At 35.4% G+C, this 18,437-nt stretch carries 18 protein-coding genes; 10 read left to right on the top strand and 8 right to left on the bottom strand.

Features of this window, described 5'->3' with window-relative positions; genetic code table 11:
- Nucleotides 1-122: 122 nt before the first annotated feature.
- The 4 genes from ACP7AV_RS02585 to ACP7AV_RS02600 all read left to right on the top strand — a co-directional run bounded on the left by ACP7AV_RS02585 (nt 123) and on the right by ACP7AV_RS02600 (nt 4,776).
- Nucleotides 123-728, top strand: coding sequence for a hypothetical protein (locus tag ACP7AV_RS02585; RefSeq protein WP_426090641.1), 606 nt, complete (start codon nt 123-125; stop codon nt 726-728).
- Nucleotides 721-4,089 (top strand): transcription-repair coupling factor, encoded by a 3,369-nt coding sequence (mfd, locus tag ACP7AV_RS02590; protein ID WP_426090642.1) that lies wholly within the window; start codon nt 721-723, stop codon nt 4,087-4,089. The genes ACP7AV_RS02585 and mfd overlap by 8 nt, the downstream gene beginning before the upstream one ends.
- Nucleotides 4,090-4,266: 177 nt before the next feature.
- The gene (locus tag ACP7AV_RS02595) at nt 4,267-4,491 is read left to right on the top strand and encodes a hypothetical protein (RefSeq protein WP_426090643.1); all 225 of its coding nucleotides are present in this window, start codon (nt 4,267-4,269) and stop codon (nt 4,489-4,491) included.
- Between the two features lie 39 nt (nt 4,492-4,530).
- On the top strand, nt 4,531-4,776 hold the full coding sequence (locus ACP7AV_RS02600; RefSeq protein ID WP_426090644.1) for a type II toxin-antitoxin system RelE/ParE family toxin: 246 nt from the start codon (nt 4,531-4,533) through the stop codon (nt 4,774-4,776).
- 9 nt (nt 4,777-4,785) lie between these two features.
- Here ACP7AV_RS02600 and ACP7AV_RS02605 read toward each other — a convergent pair whose 3' ends face one another.
- The 3 genes from ACP7AV_RS02605 to ACP7AV_RS02615 form a co-directional block, all read right to left on the bottom strand.
- Nucleotides 4,786-5,442, bottom strand: a complete 657-nt coding sequence (locus tag ACP7AV_RS02605) for an aspartate kinase (RefSeq protein ID WP_426062376.1) — start codon at nt 5,440-5,442, stop codon at nt 4,786-4,788.
- Nucleotides 5,443-5,550: 108 nt separating this feature from the next.
- Nucleotides 5,551-5,910 (bottom strand): YraN family protein, encoded by a 360-nt coding sequence (locus ACP7AV_RS02610; protein WP_426090645.1) that lies wholly within the window; start codon nt 5,908-5,910, stop codon nt 5,551-5,553.
- 184 nt (nt 5,911-6,094) lie between these two features.
- Complete coding sequence (locus tag ACP7AV_RS02615; protein WP_426090796.1) at nt 6,095-6,991, bottom strand: S66 peptidase family protein; 897 nt, start codon at nt 6,989-6,991, stop codon at nt 6,095-6,097.
- Nucleotides 6,992-7,257: 266 nt separating this feature from the next.
- On the opposite strand from ACP7AV_RS02615, the gene ACP7AV_RS02620 reads away from it, so the two are divergent.
- From ACP7AV_RS02620 to ACP7AV_RS02630, 3 genes are all read left to right on the top strand, one after another.
- Nucleotides 7,258-8,367: an endonuclease/exonuclease/phosphatase family protein gene (locus tag ACP7AV_RS02620; protein WP_426090646.1), complete on the top strand. Its 1,110-nt coding sequence runs from the start codon at nt 7,258-7,260 to the stop codon at nt 8,365-8,367.
- A 40-nt stretch (nt 8,368-8,407) separates the two neighbouring features.
- Nucleotides 8,408-8,947: a 3-hydroxyanthranilate 3,4-dioxygenase gene (locus ACP7AV_RS02625; RefSeq protein WP_426090647.1), complete on the top strand. Its 540-nt coding sequence runs from the start codon at nt 8,408-8,410 to the stop codon at nt 8,945-8,947.
- A gap of 231 nt (nt 8,948-9,178) precedes the next feature.
- Nucleotides 9,179-10,726 (top strand): aldehyde dehydrogenase family protein, encoded by a 1,548-nt coding sequence (locus tag ACP7AV_RS02630; protein WP_426062372.1) that lies wholly within the window; start codon nt 9,179-9,181, stop codon nt 10,724-10,726.
- Between the two features lie 293 nt (nt 10,727-11,019).
- Here the strand turns inward: ACP7AV_RS02630 and ACP7AV_RS02635 are convergent, their stop codons facing one another.
- On the bottom strand, nt 11,020-11,745 hold the full coding sequence (locus tag ACP7AV_RS02635; protein ID WP_426090648.1) for a metallophosphoesterase family protein: 726 nt from the start codon (nt 11,743-11,745) through the stop codon (nt 11,020-11,022).
- Between the two features lie 367 nt (nt 11,746-12,112).
- Between ACP7AV_RS02635 and ACP7AV_RS02640 the strand changes: the two genes are divergently transcribed.
- Nucleotides 12,113-12,889: an alpha/beta fold hydrolase gene (locus ACP7AV_RS02640; RefSeq protein WP_426090649.1), complete on the top strand. Its 777-nt coding sequence runs from the start codon at nt 12,113-12,115 to the stop codon at nt 12,887-12,889.
- Nucleotides 12,890-12,908: 19 nt separating this feature from the next.
- Here the strand turns inward: ACP7AV_RS02640 and ACP7AV_RS02645 are convergent, their stop codons facing one another.
- The 4 genes from ACP7AV_RS02645 to ACP7AV_RS02660 are packed head-to-tail and all read right to left on the bottom strand — an operon-like array spanning nt 12,909 to nt 16,217.
- Nucleotides 12,909-14,048: an ATP-binding protein gene (locus ACP7AV_RS02645; protein WP_426090650.1), complete on the bottom strand. Its 1,140-nt coding sequence runs from the start codon at nt 14,046-14,048 to the stop codon at nt 12,909-12,911.
- 53 nt (nt 14,049-14,101) lie between these two features.
- On the bottom strand, nt 14,102-14,491 hold the full coding sequence (locus ACP7AV_RS02650) for a four helix bundle protein (RefSeq protein WP_426062368.1): 390 nt from the start codon (nt 14,489-14,491) through the stop codon (nt 14,102-14,104).
- 53 nt (nt 14,492-14,544) lie between these two features.
- Nucleotides 14,545-15,297 (bottom strand): SDR family NAD(P)-dependent oxidoreductase, encoded by a 753-nt coding sequence (locus ACP7AV_RS02655; protein WP_426090651.1) that lies wholly within the window; start codon nt 15,295-15,297, stop codon nt 14,545-14,547.
- 47 nt (nt 15,298-15,344) lie between these two features.
- Entirely contained in the window at nt 15,345-16,217 is an 873-nt protein-coding gene (locus tag ACP7AV_RS02660) for an aldo/keto reductase (protein ID WP_426062366.1), read from the bottom strand.
- 212 nt (nt 16,218-16,429) lie between these two features.
- Between ACP7AV_RS02660 and ACP7AV_RS02665 the strand changes: the two genes are divergently transcribed.
- Nucleotides 16,430-17,434 carry an AAA family ATPase gene (locus ACP7AV_RS02665; protein ID WP_131908066.1) on the top strand — a complete coding sequence of 335 codons (1,005 nt, stop codon included), beginning with the start codon at nt 16,430-16,432 and terminating at the stop codon, nt 17,432-17,434.
- 95 nt (nt 17,435-17,529) lie between these two features.
- Nucleotides 17,530-18,393 (top strand): DUF58 domain-containing protein, encoded by an 864-nt coding sequence (locus ACP7AV_RS02670; RefSeq protein ID WP_426090652.1) that lies wholly within the window; start codon nt 17,530-17,532, stop codon nt 18,391-18,393.
- Nucleotides 18,394-18,437: the final 44 nt, after the last annotated feature.

The following is an 18,437-nucleotide window of genomic DNA, read 5'->3' on the forward strand; positions in this document are numbered from 1 at the left end:
TTTCCTAATTTTTGATGTTTTTAAACATAAAAATCAGTGTAGTAATATTAGATTGTTATTCCAATACAGGAATTCATTATTGTAAATTTACTTTGTAACTTTGTGCTTTAATGAAATTAAAAATGAAATACAATTTTGCTGTTTTCTTTTCGCTGATTTTTCTTTTATTGTCCTGTAAAAATGACAATGAAAAACGCTTGGTAGAAAATAAGAAAGAAATTCAAAAAAGAGAAGTTATATTTAAAAACATACAGAAAGGTTGGGTTTTGTATGACACGCCAGTAACGGAGGCTGCTGAAAAAAGCATCGCATCGTGGAACGAATGGCGTATATTTTTGGCTGAATTAGCGCAAAAGCCTAAAAAAACTATTGGAGCTTTTCAACAAAAATCGAAAGCGCTTTCTAAAAAAGCGATGGCTTTAAACGATAATATTCCTTATGAATACAACAAACCTCAAATAAAAAGCAGAATCTCGACTTTGATTACTAAAGTTAGATTATTGGATTTATTCATTCATTTGGATAACATTCCGGATAAAAAAGTCACCTTATTAGTTTCAGAAATCAACTTGGAATTGGTTTCACTTCAAAGACAAATGGACAAAATTGTGGAAAAAAGTAAAATCCCTATTGAGGAAGGTGAATCTGAATTAAGGAGAATGATGGACACGGCAAGAGCCATTCCCAACACACCAGTTATAGATCCAAATATCCCACGCGTTGAGTAAAAAAGTCTTATATAACACCTATGATAATGCGCCAAAAACACAGCAAATAGTTGCTCGTTTATTGGAAAATCATCAAGTAAAAATGCAGCTGTCGGGACTTTTGGGTTCTGCAGTTTCGTTTGTAATTCGTTCTGTTTTTAAACAATCGGAGCTTCCTTTTTTAATTGTTTTCAATAATAAAGAAGAAGCCGCATACTATTTGAACGATTTGGAACAAATGATTGGCGAACAAGATGTGCTCTTTTATCCCGGTTCGTATCGTCGTCCATACCAAATTGAAGAAACCGATAATGCAAATGTTTTGCTTCGCGCCGAAGTTCTTAACAGAATCAATTCCCGCAAAAAACCGGCCGTTATTGTCACTTATCCTGAAGCATTATTTGAGAAAGTGGTAACCCGCAAGGAATTGGATAAAAACACGTTGAAAGTTGCCGTTGGTGACAAAATTTCAATTGATTTTATCAACGAAGTTTTGTTCGAATACGAATTTAAAAGAGTCGATTTCATTACGGAACCCGGAGAATTTTCAGTTCGTGGAGGAATTGTCGATGTGTTTTCTTTTTCGAATGATAATCCGTACCGAATTGAGTTTTTTGGAGACGAAGTGGAGAGCATTCGTACCTTCGATGAAGCGACGCAATTGTCAATCGTAACACAAAAAAAGATTACTATAATCCCAAATGTGGAAAACAAAGTTTTTCAGGAAAACAGAGAAAGTTTCTTGGATTATATTTCGGAGAAAACGGTAATTTTCATTCAGAATACCGAAGATTTTTTATCACAATTGGATAAACAATTTGGCAAAGCCGAAGAAGCTTTTGCAAAATTGTCGCAGGAAATAAAACGATCTTCACCGGAACAACTATTTTTAAATCAAGCGGAATTTATAAAAAGAGCGTTGGATTTCTCGATTGTGGAATTGAGTTCGAAAGCTATTTTTAGAACCACCAAAAAATTTGAATTTCACATTCAGCCGCAACCATCATTCAATAAACAGTTTGATTTGTTGCTAAATAATTTGAATGAAAATCATTTTAACGGTTACAAAAATTATTTGTTTTGTTCAAATGACGCCCAAGCGAAACGATTTCATGATATTTTCGAAACTTTGGATGAGGCCAATTCTGAGAATATCCGAAAGCAATACAACACGATTGTTTTGCCTTTGTACCAAGGATTTATTGACGAAGAAAATCAAATAACCTGTTACACCGACCATCAAATTTTTGAACGCTACCATAAATTCAGCATCAAAAATGGCTATTCAAAAAAACAGAATATTACTTTAAAAGAACTTACGACACTTTCGGTTGGTGATTATGTGACGCACATCGATCACGGAATTGGACGTTTTGGAGGTTTGCAAAAAATACAGGTTGAAGGCAAAACGCAAGAAGCCATCAAGCTCGTGTATGCCGATAATGATATTGTTTATGTGAGTATTCACTCGCTGCACAAGATTTCAAAATACAACGGAAAAGACGGAACGCCACCCAAAATTTATAAATTGGGTTCGAATGCCTGGAAGATTTTAAAACAAAAAACCAAAGCAAGAGTCAAACATATTGCATTCAATTTGATTCAGTTGTATGCCAAAAGAAGGCTCGAAAAAGGATTTCAGTTTGCACCCGACAGTTATTTACAAAACGAACTGGAAAGCTCGTTTATCTATGAAGATACACCGGACCAAACCAAATCTACGGCAGAAGTTAAAGCCGATATGGAAAGCGACCGTCCGATGGATCGCTTAGTTTGTGGTGATGTAGGTTTTGGAAAAACCGAAGTTGCCATTCGTGCGGCTTTCAAAGCAGTCGATAATAGCAAACAAGTGGCAATTCTTGTTCCTACAACTATTTTGGCATACCAGCACTACAGAACTTTTACAGAACGATTGAAAGATATGCCAGTTTCTGTTGGTTATTTGAACCGTTTTAGAACGGCCAAACAAAAAGCGGAAACTTTAAAACAATTGGCCGAAGGAAAACTCGATATTGTCATTGGAACACACCAATTGGTTAACAAAAATGTAGTTTTCAAAGATTTGGGATTGTTGATTGTGGATGAGGAACAAAAATTTGGGGTCAACGTAAAAGACAAACTCAAAACCATAGCTGCAAATGTCGACACGCTGACTTTGACCGCAACTCCAATACCACGAACGTTACAGTTTTCGTTGATGGCTGCGCGTGATTTATCGGTAATTACAACTCCTCCACCTAACAGATATCCTATAGAAACGAATGTAGTCGGTTTTAGTGAAGAATTGATTCGAGATGCGATTTCGTATGAAATTCAACGCAACGGACAGGTATTTTTCATCAATAACAGAATAGAAAACATCAAAGAAGTTGCAGGAATGATTCAGCGTTTGGTGCCAAATGCCAGAGTTGGAATTGGTCACGGCCAGATGGAAGGGAGAAAACTCGAGGAATTGATGTTGGCTTTCATGAATGGCGAATTTGATGTTTTGGTGGCAACGACCATTATCGAAAGCGGTTTGGATGTTCCCAATGCCAACACGATTTTCATAAATAATGCGAATAATTTCGGATTGTCAGATTTGCATCAAATGCGCGGTCGGGTAGGACGTAGTAATAAGAAAGCGTTTTGTTATTTTATTTGTCCGCCATACTCTGCGATGACGGATGATGCCAGAAAACGAATTCAGGCTTTGGAACAATTCAGTGAATTGGGAAGTGGATTTAATATTGCGATGAAGGATTTAGAGATTCGTGGTGCCGGAGATTTATTGGGAGGAGAGCAAAGTGGTTTCATTAACGAAATCGGTTTTGATACGTACCAAAAAATCATGAACGAAGCCATCGATGAATTGAAAGAAAATGAATTCAAGGATTTGTATCCAGAGGAAAACAATTTGGAAACCAAAGAATATGTAAAAGACCTGCAAATCGACACTGATTTTGAGTTGTTGTTTTCGGATGAATATATCAACAATGTATCGGAACGATTGAGTTTGTATAATGAATTAGGCGCAGTAAAAAATGAAGAGGAATTGATCATTTTCCAAAATAAATTAATAGACCGTTTTGGTCCAATGCCGCCGCGTGCCAAAGCGTTAATGAATAGTATACGCATCAAATGGATTGCAACCCGCATTGGAATCGAAAAATTAGTAATGAAACAAGGCAAAATGATTGGTTATTTTATTTCAGATCAACAATCCGATTATTATCAATCTAAACGTTTTCAGGATGTGTTACAGTTTGTGCAAAAACACAGTGCTATTTGTAAAATGAAAGAGAAGCAAACGCCAGCTGGATTAAGACTTTTGTTGACTTTTGACAATGTGAAAAATACTAGAACAGCATTGGAATTGATGGAGATGTTGGGTGGGGAATAAGACATTTTTAAATTGGATTCTGATTTACATTTAATTCAATTTTTTTTATCAAAACGAAATAGATTTAACATTAATTTATTTTTTAATATCTGAAAATAAAACAGTTAGTTAAATTTTAGGGTTTGTTTTTTTAACACAATCAAAAGAAATAACTTTGTTAAACTAAAATTTTAAGTTATGAATTTAGCCATTAGAAAATATAATTTTATTCAAGAGTTGACTACGATAGACGAAAGTTTATTGGAAAAACTTGAAATTATTTTAAAAACTAGTAAAAAAGAGTGGTTCACTGATTTGAATTCAGAAGAAAAACAGGAAATTGAAATCGGTTTAAAACAAGCAGAAAACGACGAATTTATTAGTCATGAAACCGTAATGAATAGATTTTCTAAATGGCGTTAAAGATCAAATGGACGCCACAAGCCGATAAAGGGTTTGGCGGTGGTTATTGAATATTTGGCGGCACAATGGACTTTTAGAGAAATTTTGCAATTGGAAGAAAACATCAACCAAGTTACCAATCAGATTAGTCTTTTCCCTGACTTATATCCAAAATCTGAAACCTGTAAAAATCTTCACAAAGCAACAGTAGATAAAAATAACTACTTGGTTTATCGAGTAGATTATAAAAAATCAAGCATTGAAATAATTAATTTTAGAGGAACTAAACAAAAACCGAAATATTAGAAAACCAATCTAATTCTTCAAGTCCTTAATGACTTTAAAAGCCACATCTACTTGCGCTTCGCTTACTAAAATCGTGAACTCGTTTGAAGTCGAAATTACTTCATTAATAATAATTCCCTCCCAAGCCAAACGTTGAAAGATGAAATAGTAAATTCCAGGAACGACAATATTTTCTTTCGGTAATTTTACGGTAATCGAAGCCAAATTATCTAGTTTTTGAATCAATTTTTCATTGGCAAAATGCTTATCAACCAAATTATTGATGCTGTTACTAACCACAATGTTGGTTTCATTTACGCCTCTGGATGAAGTGTAAAAAATATCTGGAAGAGAATTGATATCCGTAATTAAATCGGCTTGTTTGTTCAAAACAGTGTCGGACGCAGCAAAGGTATAATCAGTCAGGGCCGAACGAACGGTGATTTCCCCAATATTTTTGATGACTTTATTTATCTTGTGATTTAACCTGAAATCCAGTTCTTCTGTTAGTCTTTTTAAAGCCATAACAACCGCACCTTGTTTTACTTCCTTGCCAAATTCACTTTCCAGTTCGGTCATTATGTTTCGCGATAATGAGGTCAGATTGATGATGCCTAATGATAATGCATTCAGCAAAAAAGGCTTTGTTTTGATGTAATTTTCTACAATGGAAGAAACAGTTTTCATGATGTAATTTTTTAGTGTGTTGTTATTTTACGCGTAGTTAGTGTGAAAATAATGTGCAAATATAAATAAAAAACATTTTGTTACAAATATAACAACAAGAAAAAACAACTAAAAGTAATAAAAAGCATCTATAAGATGCTCAATTACAAAAGATTTCCCTTCTTTATGGACAGCGATAATGTCAAAACGGACTTCAATATCTAAATTTCTTTCATTTACAAATGCGTCTACTGCTTTGACAAGAAGCTGAATTTTTTTTGGTTTTACAAAATCTTGTGGCGATCCAAATTCTAATGAGGAACGTGTTTTGACTTCAACAACAGCAAGTGTGTTCCCTTTTTGGGCGAGAATATCTATTTCAGCTTTTTGAAAGGTCCAATTGGTTTGCAAAATAATGTAGCCGTCTTTCCGTAGAAATTCGACTGCCAGTTCTTCTCCAAGTTTGCCGAGTTCGTTGTGTTCCGCCATAAAAAAAGTGTTCAGTGTTCAGTTGCAGTATTCAGTTTGTAAACTTATGCAATCAATCCCGACGCTTCGAGACGTTAATATGCAATCAAAAATCCAAAACGATTTTCAGTATAACAACAATTATTCTCAGTCTGCTTCTGTTTAATTTCTTCCACTTTTAGAGTGAGAAGGAGTCAGGATTTTTTTATTCAAAAATCAGCGTACTGCATTTTTCAGTGACATTAATCGTCACATTGTTTCCTAAAATTAAGGCTCTATTATCTTGAATATGGCCGGCAGGAAAATTATACAAGATAGGAATATTGTATTTTTTGGTAACATCCTCGATGATTTCTATCGAGTTTTTCCCCCAAGGAATATCATTATCTTTCATTTTTGTCATGGAACCTACAACAATTCCTTTGATGCTTTCCAGACATCCATTTCGTTTTAAATTCATCATCATGCGGTCAATGTGGTATAAATATTCATCTAAATCTTCTATAAACAAGATTTTATCAGCACAATCAATCGCGGAGGGTGAACCAAACAAACTGTATAAAATCGATAAATTTCCACCCACTAATTCTCCGGTAGCTTTTCCGGGTCTATTCATCAGGAAAGGATCAATTTCGTACGAGAGTTTTTCGCCAAACAATGCAATTCGCATGGTTTCTATGGCTTCTGGAGTTGCTCTAGGAACGGTTATTGGCATGATTCCATGAATGGATTTGTAACCCATTGTATTCAAATGATTGTGTAAAACGGTCACATCACTGAAACCAACAATCCATTTTGGATTTTTTTTGAACGCAGTAAAATCCAGTAAATCGATCATTCGTACGGTTCCATATCCACCCTTAACGCACCAAATGGCTTTGATGTTTGGATTGTCCAGTTGTTGCTGAAAATCGGCGGCACGCTGCTCATCAGTGCCGGCTAATTGGTCGTTGTCTAAACCTATTGTGCTGCCTATAACCACTTCCAGGCCCCAACTTTTCAATAAATTAATAGCGGGTTTCAAGTTGTCATCTGTATTTTTTCTGGCTGTTGCCAAAATAGCTACGGTATCTCCTTTTTGTAAACTAGGCGGTGTAATCATATTGTATTGGGCTTGACTGTGGAAAGATTGTAAAACAAAAATAAGCAATAGAAATTGATATAAAACAGGATGTTGTTTTTTAAAAGGGAATCGGTTTTTGTTCATGCGGAATTACTGTTGTAAAAAAAATTAACTTGGAAATCTTTAAATGACAAAAACAAAGATAGACAATTAGAAAACAATTATAAATTCACCTCAAATGACTATTTTTACAATAACAAGATTCAATATGGGATCAAATCAACGGCGGTAAACAAATGATGCTTATGAGAATTGTGCACTGGATTCTTCTTTTATTTTTATTTTTTGCAATTGCAAAATCAAATGCGCAAGAAAAAAAATACATCATTCACACCGTTGCTTTTTATAATTTTGAAAACCTTTTTGACACCATTAACGATCCGGATACTTTTGATGAAGAGTGGACTCCAACTGGTTTGCAGCGTTGGACGTACGATAAATACGAAAAGAAACTGGGGAACTTAGCCCGAGTTTTATCGGAGATAGGTTCTAGTGAAAATACTGATTCACCTACATTCATTGGCGGATGCGAAATAGAAAACCGGGGCGTTTTGGAAGATTTAGTGAAACAGCCCAAACTAATCGAGAAAGATTACGGAATTATCCATTTTGATTCGCCTGACAAAAGAGGAATCGATGTGGCGCTGTTGTATCAGAAAAAAAAATTTCAGCCCACGAGTTACAATAATATTCCGTTGTACATTTATAAAGAAGGAACTATTACGAATGAAAATACTAAAGCCAATTCTGAAGAAAAAACAGATGATGAGTTGCAAATAAGCACCAAAAATTATCGGGTTTACACCCGTGATCAGCTTCTGGTAACTGGATTTCTCGATGGCGAGGAAATTAACATCATTGTCAATCACTGGCCTTCGCGTTCTGGCGGGGAGAAGAAATCAAGTCCGTTCCGTGAAGCCGCTGGAGCATTAAACCGAAAAATAATAGACTCTTTGCAACGGATAAATCCTGATTCAAAAGTGATTGTTTTGGGCGATTTGAATGATGGACCGTATAATAAAAGTGTTAAATTTGGGCTTGGCGCCAAAGCAAAAAAGGCAGATGTGCTTCCGTTCGGGATTTACAATCCATTTGAAGAAATGGCTAAAAAAGGATTTGGAACCATTGCATTTCGAGATGCTTGGGATATTTTTGATCAAATAATGGTTTCCGAAACTTTACTTCAAACGGATTATACGAGTTTTCGGTATTGGAAAGCAGGAATTTACAATAAGTCATTCTTGATACAAACCAGTGGACAATACAAAGGATATCCGTTACGGCATTCCACCACCGAAATAGGATTTAGCGACCATTTCCCCGTCTATATTTATTTAATCAAGGAAAAAAAATAACGATTTATTATTTCATAACTTTACATTTAAAATAAAAATCATGGCAATAGCGAAACCTTTCAACCTCAATAAATGGATTGACGAAAACCGTCATCTGCTCAAACCGCCCGTTGGCAACAAGAATTTATACACAGAATCCGGGGATTATATCGTTATGGTTGTTGCCGGTCCAAACGCCCGAAAAGACTATCATTACAATGAAACCGAAGAATTGTTTTACCAACTTGAAGGCTCCATAAAAGTAATTATTCAAGAAGACGGTGAGCGAAAAGAAATGGAATTACATCCCGGTGATATGTACCTTCATCCCGCTAAAATTCCGCATTCTCCAGTTCGTTCCGAAGGTTCTATAGGACTTGTCATTGAACGAAAAAGAGCCGGACAAGGATTTACAGATGGTTTGCTTTGGTTTTGTGATAATTGCAATCATAAGCTTCATGAAGTATATTTTGAACTTCATAATATTGAGAACGATTTTCTACCTCATTTTGAATATTTCTATAATTCAGAACACTTGAGAACCTGCGAAAAATGCGGGACTATAATGGAAACCGACCCAAGATTTGTTGCTAAAAAATAATTCAATGCTGAATTTATATCGGTTTTAGGAGCTAAGTACTTCGTCAGTTCGCTTCGCTCGTGTCCGCTATCCGTTCTATCTTTTGCGGTCTCGTAAAAAAAACGAGACCACAAAAGGATGCCACATGTATCGTGGCTAAAAAGCGTAAAATAAAAGTAGCAATGTTTACTATTTCACGTTAAATCAATATATTTGTAAAAAAATATAACAATTTTTAATAAAAAAGTTACAATGATAACAATAGCAGATCAATTCGGAATCAAAGACGCCCTTAAGCAATTAGGGATTGAGGAGATAAATGAAGGAACATCAACTGGAGCAGCTAATTTTGCCAACGGAAAAATCATCGAAAGTTATTCACCAGCAGATGGCACTTTAATTGGAAAAGTAAAAACATCTTCTAAAGAGGATTACGAAAAAGCGATGCGAAAAGCTTCAGAAGCGTTTCTGGAATGGCGTATGGTTCCAGCTCCTAAAAGAGGAGATATTGTTCGTCAGATGGGAGATGAATTAAGAAAATTCAAAGAGCCTCTTGGAAAGCTGGTCTCTTATGAAATGGGAAAAAGTCTTCAAGAAGGATATGGTGAAGTACAGGAAATGATTGATATCTGTGATTTTGCGGTGGGATTATCCCGTCAATTGTATGGATTAACAATGCATTCTGAAAGACCTTTGCACAGAATGTATGAGCAATACCACCCAATAGGAACTGTTGGAATCATTTCAGCATTTAACTTTCCGGTAGCTGTTTGGAGTTGGAACGCAATGATTGCGTGGGTTTGTGGTGATGTTGCGATTTGGAAACCAAGTTCAAAAGTACCTTTATGTGGAATTGCTTGTCAAAATATTATCAAAACAGTTTTAAAAAGAAATAACGTTCCCGAAGGCGTTAGTTGTTTAGTCACAGGAAACGAATCAGGAGATTTAATCAACAATGACAAAAGAATTTCGTTAGTTTCTTTTACAGGATCAACAAGAATTGGGCGTCATGTATCAAAAACCGTTGCAGAACGTTTTGGAAATACCATCCTTGAATTAGGAGGAAACAATGCGATTATCGTTTCGGAACATGCGGATATCAGTATGGTATTGGTTGGAGCCGTTTTTGGAGCGGTAGGAACAGCAGGACAACGTTGTACATCAACCAGACGTTTAATTATTCACGAAAGTGTGTATGATAAAACTATCAGTGTACTGAAAAATGCCTACGGTCAGCTGCAAATTGGAAATCCATTGGATGAAAATAATCACGTTGGACCGCTTATCGATAAAGGAGCTGTTCAGGATTATTTGAATGCGATTGAAACTGCCAAAAAAGAAGGCGGAAAAATCATCGTTGCAGGCGGATTGGTTGAAGGCGAAGGATATGAAAGTGGTTGTTATGTAAGACCATGTATCATTGAGGCTGAAAATCATTTTGATATCGTTCAAACAGAAACTTTTGCTCCTATTTTATATGTAATGAAATACAGCACGATTGAAGAAGCGATTGCGTTGCAAAACGGAGTTCCACAAGGACTTTCTTCTTCTATTTTTACAAACAGCATGAGAGAAATGGAATTGTTTCTTTCTCAATCAGGTTCTGATTGTGGAATTGCCAATGTAAATATTGGTACTTCCGGAGCAGAAATTGGTGGTGCTTTTGGTGGTGAAAAAGAAACCGGTGGCGGACGTGAATCCGGTTCTGATGCATGGAAAGCCTACATGAGAAGACAAACTAACACGATCAATTACGGAACCCAATTGCCATTGGCGCAAGGAATAAAATTTGATTTGTAGGACCAAAATATAATATACTAAAAAAGGCAATTTGAATATTTCAAATTGCCTTTTTTAGTATTACAAATTCCTTGGAAACTTATTAAAAAAAACACAACAATCTTTGTGATGTAATCTAACCCGACGTACACATCGAAAAAAAATAAAACCTTTTCTTCAGCAATAATAAAATCCAAAGTGCCCAGACAAATATATTTGACTAGACGATCTTTTTTTATTTTTTAAAGCTCGTACAAGTGTTAATGTAACAGTAATAGATCACTTTTTAACACAGGTTAAAAAAAATAGGACATCTAATTTCTTCCTTTCTCGTCAAAATACAATTGGTCCAAAGGTTCGCTTTGCCAGAATTCTTTGGTATCAACATCCATAATGCTCAATGGTCCTTTGAAAGCCGCTCCGGTATCTACGTTCCAAACATTTGCTTTTTGAACGGGAGTCGTTTCACCTATTCGGGTGACGGGCGTGTGACCGATGTAGATTTCTTCGTACAAAGTAAAACGTTTTGGATAAAACGGGTGCTCCACTTTCATTTTTGTGTCTAATGCCAATGCAGTTTCCCACAAGGTTCTGTCCCAATAGAAAAGTCCCGGGAAATATTCGAAATCAACACCATTCATATTAGTAAAACCAGCATGAACAAACAGACGACGTTGCTCATCCAGATAAAAATTTTCCAGCGATTTTAGGAATTCAATGTGCTTTTGCTTTGTTTCTTCATTAACGGATTCGTAGGCCAATACCGTTGCTTCCCCGCCGTGTTTGTACCACAAGAGATTGTCTTTGCTTTCGTCAAGCCATTCCAACAATAAATCATCGTGGTTTCCGCGGATGCAAATGCAGTTTTGTTTGGTTTTTAAATCAATGATAAAATCAAGTACCTGAGGAGATTGACTCCAGCCATCAACGTAATCTCCCAGAAAAACAAGGGTGTCTTTTTTAGTAACGTTAGCTCTTTCCATAATTTGGCGCAATGCTCGCAAACCACCGTGGATATCGCCTATAACAAGTGTTCTCATGGACTTTTTTTCTTTTATTAATACAAAAATAGCAGAAAATGAATACTATTTTTCAAGTTATAAAATTAAGTAAAAGAGTGATGAACGAAGCTTTTTTGGTTTATTTATTTTAAAAAAATTAAAGAATTTGTATTTTAAAATAAAATTGAAATATCACGGTTTTAGGTGATTGTTTTATTTAGTTTTTCAGATTAGTTTTACAAATAATTAAATTTTTTTCAAATGAGTACATTACTTGCATTATCGTTACTGTTGGCCAAAATGATTTGTCAATTTTTAAAAGAATTGTTGGCTTTTATATAGAATTATAAATCGATAAATTTGTGTCAAAACTATTAGTGCAATTAGATATGCGCTCGAAATTTATATGAAAACATACCTACAAATACTCGTTTGTTTGCTTTTGTTAAGTTGTATGTCCAATAAAAACGTAACAAATGCTAAAGTCAATAATCAGAAATTTGAAGTCAAGTCAGATAGTGCCAACTTTTTGGACAGTTCCAGAAACAGATTAATTCCGGTCGCGTTTTATAATTCGATTGTAAAAGATAAAATTAGAAATCAACAATTGGTAATTGTCAGTCATGGTTATGGAGAAAATAAACCCGGCGCAAATAAATCGTATTCATATTTAACGAAAAAATTAGCGTCTAAAGGCTATTATGTAGTCAGTATTCAGCATGAATTACCAACGGATGATTTGTTGCCTTTGGCAGGGATACCTCGAGTTGTACGACGATCAAATTGGGAAAGGGGAACAGAGAACATTCTCTTCGTTTTAAACGAATTGAAAAAAATAAAACCAGAATTAGACTTCAAACATGTAAATTTAATTGGACATTCAAACGGAGGTGATATTACAGTTTTGTTTGTCCAGAAGTATCCAGATTTGGTTAATAAAATAATTTCTTTAGACAACCGCAGAATGGAATTACCAAGAACTTCTCAGCCTAAAATCTACTCGCTTCGTTCGAGCGACCAGCCTGCAGATGAAGGAGTTTTGCCTACTATTGCAGAGCAGGAAAAGTTTGGAATAAAAATCATTAAACTCGCCAATACCATTCACAATGACATGAATGATAGAGGGAGTAAAAAACAAAAAAGAGAAATTAATACTTATTTAATGGGATTTCTTAGCGAATGATATATCTAAAATAGGGCATTTACTGCATATCATATTTCATCTTTCTCAAAATCCGCAACGCTTCTTTAAACGATAAATACACTTGATTAAAAGGTTTCAAAAGTACTTTTGCATCAATCAGTTTTTGTTTGGCTTCTTCAAAACTGTTCAGGTAACAAATCATGAAGGTGGAAGGCAGGTTTTCTAAATCTTTATGCTCTCTTTCGGTTAACGAAAGTCCTTTCTGGAGTTTTTTTAGCAAAGCAATATTGGTATTGTAAATGTGAAAAAGCATTTTTTTGTTGAATTCTGGCGGCTGAAAAAGAATCTCTCTTTCAATTTTGTAGTAGCCATTATCATGAAAATGAATGGTCTGTTTTTCTAAAGGATAATAGCTGGTTTTGTCGTTCAAACCTAAAGGAACATATTCAATAATGGTAAAAGTATCATCATCAAAAGTAATTTCGACCACATCCTGAGCCGAATAAAACAGCTTTATTTGTTCGTTTATCAATTCAATATCGACACGCGATAAATAGGTTTTGTCACGCGATTTTTTTGCAACACCTGCCCAGCAAATAACAAATAATTCTTTAAACACTTTATATTTTGGCGCCATATCCTTGTGGCGAAAATTCATGAAATCAATCACGCCATCAAGTGTGTTTTCGATGCTGTTTCGAGAGTTGTTTTCTATACCGATTACGGTTTCTGTGTTTTGGTAATTTTTTTCAATTTCGCCTTCAATCGGCATTGTGTTACTGCCTCTTCGGATAAAAACACTGTTGGCAGGAATTGTGTAAATTCCTTTTTTGAAATGGGAAGTTTTGCTTTTTGGCTTGACCGTTACCAGTCCGATAACTTTATCTTTTGGTAAATTTGGGAAAGGTACGTTTTCGTACTGAATTTTCGGAGGATTTTCCAGATAAGCATTCACTAAATTCTGAATCCTGCTGTCGTCAAAAAAATCATCGCCCACAATAATATTGTCTTGATCTTCGACACCTACAACAATATAGGAATTGTTCGCAGGATTTGAATTGGACAGTGCGCAAATGTGTTTAAGGAACTTGGCTTTGCCTTCTCGTGTATGCAAATTCAACTGACGCTTTTTGTCATAAAAACTACTCTCATCATTGTGAGCGAGCAGGTTCTTGATAAGAATGCGTTTGTTGATCATTTGCAATTAATTATTATTTATTTCTATTTTTTATTGTTTTTAAGTCACAGTTATTAGTCATATTTTGAACCTTTTCTATCAGAACTTTTTAAAAAATTCATGAATTTTGAAATTTGGTCGATTATATTTTGAGATTTCAAAGTTAACTCCAAATAATTTTCTTCGTTGATATGTTTTCTGTCGAAGGTTCTTTGCAGTTGTGCTTTTGTTTCACAGCATGAACCTCTTGAATAACTCAGAAAAGTAATAAATTCTTTGTTTCCTCCTCGGCCAAAACCCTCCGCAATATTATCCATAACTGATCCGGAAGAACCATTGATTTGATCTTTCAATTTATAATCTTGACCAAGAGTGGTGTTTTGAATTAAATGCCAAACATGATTGCTTTGTTCTCTAGCTAATTGATAAATTGCCATTTCCTCAAAAGAATTGTAATTCGACATATTTCAGTATTTTATAAGGAATAATAAAAATAAATAATAATTAATGGTGAAAATTAATCTCTTTTTAAAATAGTCGCTGCGGCTTGTGCTGTTGGCAACACCATCAAATCGGCAATATTTACATGATACGGTCTGGAAATTACAAAGTGAATAATATCAGCGATATCTTCTGGATGTAATGGCTCAAAACCTTTGTAAACATTGGCGGCTCTGTCTGCATCACCCTTGAAACGCACTTCGCTAAATTCAGTTTCTACCGCACCAGGATTAATGGCACCAACGCGAATTCCGTAAGGATTCAAATCCATTCGCATGGCTTGGTTTAAGGCGTCAACGGCATGTTTGGAGGCGCAATAAACGTTTCCGTTTGGATATACTTCTTTTCCGGCGATGGATCCAATGTTGATAATATGACCTGATTTTCGTTCAATCATTTGCGGAATTATGGCTTTTGAAACATATAAAAGCCCTTTGACATTAATGTCAATCATGGAGTCCCAATCGTCTAAATCCCCGTTTTGAATTGGATCTAAACCATGCGCATTTCCGGCATTGTTAATTAAAACATCGATTGTAGCAAAGGCTTCCGGTATGGAGTTGATGTTTTCAAAAACCGCTTTTTTATCCCGAACATCAAAGGTTAAAGTATGCACTTCTGTAAATTCCGAAAGTTCTTTTTTAAGATCATTTAATCGGTCTTCGCGGCGTCCGCAAAGAATAATTTTATAGTTATTTTGAGCTAATATTTGCGCTGTTGCTTTACCAATTCCGCTGGTAGCTCCAGTCACTAAGGCTGTTTTAGTCATGATTTTTTTATATTTTATATTCTAAAGTTTCTGAACGGAACACTAATTTAGGCTACATTATTTCCCATGCTTTCTGCCCAAATAGCAAACCAATCCTCTTGGTCTAATTCTAATTCAACAGCTTTCATCAGTGATTGAATTCGGGCCACATTCACCGTTCCCGCAATTGGAATTACTTGTGCCGGATGTTTTAAAATCCAAGAAAGTAAAATGGAATCCGACCCCAAATGGTATTTTGAAACTAAAGTCGCCAGTAATTTTTTCAATCGTCTGGTTTGTGGAATATCTTTTCTAAAAACAGATCCCAGCGGATTCCAGGACATAGGACGAATTTTGTTGGCTTGCATGTAATCAAAACTTCCATCGACCATAGGCTCAAAATTTGTTGCCGAAAATTGGACTTGATTGTACAAAACTTCTGTTTTTTGTCGAATCAATTCGGTTTGTGTAGCCGTGAAATTAGAAAGTCCAAAATCATTAATTTTACCATCTGATTTTAGTTTTAAAACCGCTTCGGCAATTTCATCAGCCTGCATCAATGGACTTGGTCTGTGTAATAAAAGAACATCCAGATAATCCGTTTGTAGATTTTTTAAGGAATTTTCAACAGACCAGATAATGTACTCTTTTGAATATTCGTAATGTTTTATGGTATTATTACGGTTTTCCGTTACCATTTGGATGCCGCATTTTGATATTAATTGCATTTTTTCTCTGGCAATTTTACCCGAAGCAAATGCTTTTCCAAAATCAGCTTCGGTCGTGTAATCCCCATATATATCGGCATGATCAAAAGTAGTAATTTTGTTCTCCAAACATACGTTAATCATGTTTTCCATTTCTTTGGTGTTGAGATTTTTATCCCAAATTCCCCAATTCATGACACCCGCTACAACAGGGGATAATTTTGTTTTATTCATGGTTTTTATTTTTTAATGATATTCATAATTCTACTATTTCAAAGTATATTTTTCAAAGTTCTTAAAAATATAAAAATTGTATCATAATTCGTCCTTAAAATTAGAGTTTTTGTCGAAGTTTTAACCATTTATTAACATCTTACTTCTAAAAAAAAATTCAATTTGCACCTTCAAAACGAAGGCATTAAATTCAAGGTTTAAAAAATAATAAAATGGAAGAAAATACATCGACTTTAGATATCAGAGCAATTAACGAAAAAATTGAAAGAGAGAGTGCATTTATAGACCTTCTCACGATGGAAATGAACAAGGTTATTGTGGGTCAAAAGCACATGGTGGAGCGTTTATTAATTGGACTTTTGGGTCAGGGCCATATTTTATTAGAAGGAGTTCCCGGATTAGCAAAAACTTTAGCAATAAATACTCTTTCACAAGCCGTTCAGGGATCTTTCAGCAGAATACAGTTTACGCCAGATTTATTGCCAGCCGATGTTGTAGGAACAATGATTTACAACATTAAGGCTAATGAATTTTCGATAAAAAAAGGACCAATTTTCGCTAATTTTGTCCTTGCCGATGAGATTAATCGTGCTCCTGCCAAAGTGCAATCGGCATTATTGGAAGCGATGCAGGAAAAGCAAGTTACTATAGGCGATACCACTTTTAAATTAGACCGACCATTCTTGGTTTTGGCTACTCAAAATCCAATTGAACAAGAAGGAACTTACCAATTACCTGAAGCGCAGGTCGATCGTTTCATGCTAAAAACGGTGATCGATTACCCAAAAATGGAAGATGAGCGTTTAGTGATTCGCCAGAACTTGAAAGGAAGTTACGAAAAAGTAAATGCAGTGGTTTCGGTAGAACAAATTTTACGTGCTCAAGAAGCAGTTCGTGAGGTTTATATGGATGAAAAAATAGAAAAATACATACTTGATATCATTTTTGCCACGCGTTATCCAGAGAAATATAAATTGGCTGATTTAAAACCATTAATCAGTTTTGGAGCGTCACCGCGTGGAAGTATCAATTTGGCGACGGCCGCAAAATGTTACGCCTTTATTAAACGTCGCGGCTATGTAATTCCTGAAGATGTTCGTGCGGTAGTTCACGATGTGTTGCGTCATAGAATTGGAGTTACTTACGAAGCGGAAGCCGAAAATATTACTTCAGTAGACATCATTAACAAAATTGTAAACGAAGTAGAAGTGCCATAAGTCAGTTTTCAGTGATCAGTTTTCACTTAGAACGCATTAATGACTTATGAATTAAATAAAACTTTTTGCCTTTGCGCCTTTGTGGCAAGAAAAAAATGGAAACAAAAGACCTCTTAAAAAAAGTACGAAAAATAGAAATTAAAACCCGAAGATTGAGCGATCACATTTTTTCGGGAGAGTATCATACGTCTTTCAAAGGGCGTGGAATGACGTTTAGCGAAGTGCGTCAATACCAGTACGGAGATGATATTCGTGCAATTGATTGGAATGTAACCGCACGCTACAATGAAGCGCACGTAAAAGTTTTTGAGGAAGAACGTGAGTTGACCATGATGTTGATGGTTGATATTTCGGGTTCAGAAAGTTTTGGTTCGAAAAATCAATTCAAAAAAGATATTGTTACGGAGATTGCCGCAACGATGGCCTTTTCGGCGACCCAAAACAATGATAAAATAGGTCTGATTTTGTTTTCAGATGAAATTGAATTGTACATTCCGCCAAAAAAGGGAAGATCACACGTATTGAGAATCATTCGGGAATTGATAGAGTTTCAGCCGAAAAGCCGTAAAACAGATATTGCTCAAGCCTTAAAATTTTTATCGGGAACCCAAAAAAAGAAAGCGATTGTGTTTGTCATTTCTGATTTCATGTCGGAAGAGTACGAGCAAACATTAAAAATAGCCTCCAAAAAACACGATATAACGGGGATTCGCGTGTACGACATTCGAGAAGAAAAAATGCCGGATATGGGGATGGTTTCCATGCTTGATGCCGAAACCGGAGCAATAGAATTGATAAATACCGGTTCGAAAGCAGTTCGAATGAATTATGAAAAACAGTACCGCGACAAAGTAAACTATTTTAAAGAGACATTCAGTAAATCAGGTTCAGGTGTTGTAAACACAAGGGTTGACGAAAGTTATGTGACGAAATTGTTGAGCTATTTTAAATCGAGATAAAACGAAACCTAGCCCTACCAGAGTTTTAAACCCTGACAGGGTTA

Origin of the sequence: Flavobacterium sp. DSR3-2 (genome assembly GCF_049896525.1) — a bacterium.
In the GTDB taxonomy this organism is placed as follows: domain Bacteria; phylum Bacteroidota; class Bacteroidia; order Flavobacteriales; family Flavobacteriaceae; genus Flavobacterium.

What these genes read in the sequence shown, in the direction of transcription:
- ACP7AV_RS02670 (WP_426090652.1), top strand. Translation starts at nt 17,530, where the DNA reads ATGGAAACAAAAGACCTCTTAAAAAAAGTACGAAAAATAGAAATTAAA.
- ACP7AV_RS02650 (WP_426062368.1), bottom strand. Translation starts at nt 14,491, where the DNA reads ATGTCGAATTACAATTCTTTTGAGGAAATGGCAATTTATCAATTAGCT.
- ACP7AV_RS02635 (WP_426090648.1), bottom strand. Translation starts at nt 11,745, where the DNA reads ATGAGAACACTTGTTATAGGCGATATCCACGGTGGTTTGCGAGCATTG.
- ACP7AV_RS02640 (WP_426090649.1), top strand. Translation starts at nt 12,113, where the DNA reads ATGAAAACATACCTACAAATACTCGTTTGTTTGCTTTTGTTAAGTTGT.
- ACP7AV_RS02660 (WP_426062366.1), bottom strand. Translation starts at nt 16,217, where the DNA reads ATGAATAAAACAAAATTATCCCCTGTTGTAGCGGGTGTCATGAATTGG.
- ACP7AV_RS02605 (WP_426062376.1), bottom strand. Translation starts at nt 5,442, where the DNA reads ATGAAAACTGTTTCTTCCATTGTAGAAAATTACATCAAAACAAAGCCT.
- ACP7AV_RS02610 (WP_426090645.1), bottom strand. Translation starts at nt 5,910, where the DNA reads ATGGCGGAACACAACGAACTCGGCAAACTTGGAGAAGAACTGGCAGTC.
- ACP7AV_RS02625 (WP_426090647.1), top strand. Translation starts at nt 8,408, where the DNA reads ATGGCAATAGCGAAACCTTTCAACCTCAATAAATGGATTGACGAAAAC.
- ACP7AV_RS02655 (WP_426090651.1), bottom strand. Translation starts at nt 15,297, where the DNA reads ATGACTAAAACAGCCTTAGTGACTGGAGCTACCAGCGGAATTGGTAAA.
- ACP7AV_RS02615 (WP_426090796.1), bottom strand. Translation starts at nt 6,991, where the DNA reads ATGATTACACCGCCTAGTTTACAAAAAGGAGATACCGTAGCTATTTTG.
- ACP7AV_RS02585 (WP_426090641.1), top strand. Translation starts at nt 123, where the DNA reads ATGAAATACAATTTTGCTGTTTTCTTTTCGCTGATTTTTCTTTTATTG.
- ACP7AV_RS02630 (WP_426062372.1), top strand. Translation starts at nt 9,179, where the DNA reads ATGATAACAATAGCAGATCAATTCGGAATCAAAGACGCCCTTAAGCAA.
- ACP7AV_RS02665 (WP_131908066.1), top strand. Translation starts at nt 16,430, where the DNA reads ATGGAAGAAAATACATCGACTTTAGATATCAGAGCAATTAACGAAAAA.
- ACP7AV_RS02620 (WP_426090646.1), top strand. Translation starts at nt 7,258, where the DNA reads ATGAGAATTGTGCACTGGATTCTTCTTTTATTTTTATTTTTTGCAATT.
- ACP7AV_RS02645 (WP_426090650.1), bottom strand. Translation starts at nt 14,048, where the DNA reads ATGATCAACAAACGCATTCTTATCAAGAACCTGCTCGCTCACAATGAT.
- ACP7AV_RS02595 (WP_426090643.1), top strand. Translation starts at nt 4,267, where the DNA reads ATGAATTTAGCCATTAGAAAATATAATTTTATTCAAGAGTTGACTACG.